The sequence below is a fragment of the Microbispora sp. CL1-1 genome (genome assembly GCF_012034195.1).
Classification (GTDB): domain Bacteria; phylum Actinomycetota; class Actinomycetes; order Streptosporangiales; family Streptosporangiaceae; genus Microbispora.
Map to the genome: position 1 here is coordinate 1 of NZ_JAATEK010000220.1, position 338 is coordinate 338.

1 protein-coding gene is annotated in these 338 nt (G+C 70.7%); it reads right to left on the minus strand.

All coding sequences use genetic code 11. The annotated features are described in order from the left end of the window. The coding region (locus tag HCK04_RS40705; RefSeq protein WP_205831304.1) for a hypothetical protein at positions 1 to 338 on the minus strand (338 nt) is incomplete at both ends.

Genomic DNA, 338 nt, shown 5'->3' on the forward strand with positions numbered 1-338 from the left:
CTTCCTCGAAGCCCCCGGCATCCCGCGTGTCTTCGGCGTGGTCGGTGGTGTCGTCGGCCTGGCCCGGCTCGTCAGTGGTCCCGGTGGTGTCGAGGGCGTAGTCGCTGGGGGTGCTGTCGCCGAGGTCTGCGAAGTGGTCGCTGACGTCGTCGTCGGTGGCCGGGTCGGCGGTGTCTTGGGTGGCCGGGTCGGCGGTGTCTTGGGTGGCCGGGTCGGCGGGGTATGGGTTGTCGTCGGTGGGGTCGGTGGTTTCGGGGTCGGTGGGGAGGGATTCGGCGCTGACTACGACGAGGAGCTCGGCGGCGATCTTCTGCTCCAGCAGGGCGATCAGCGCGTCC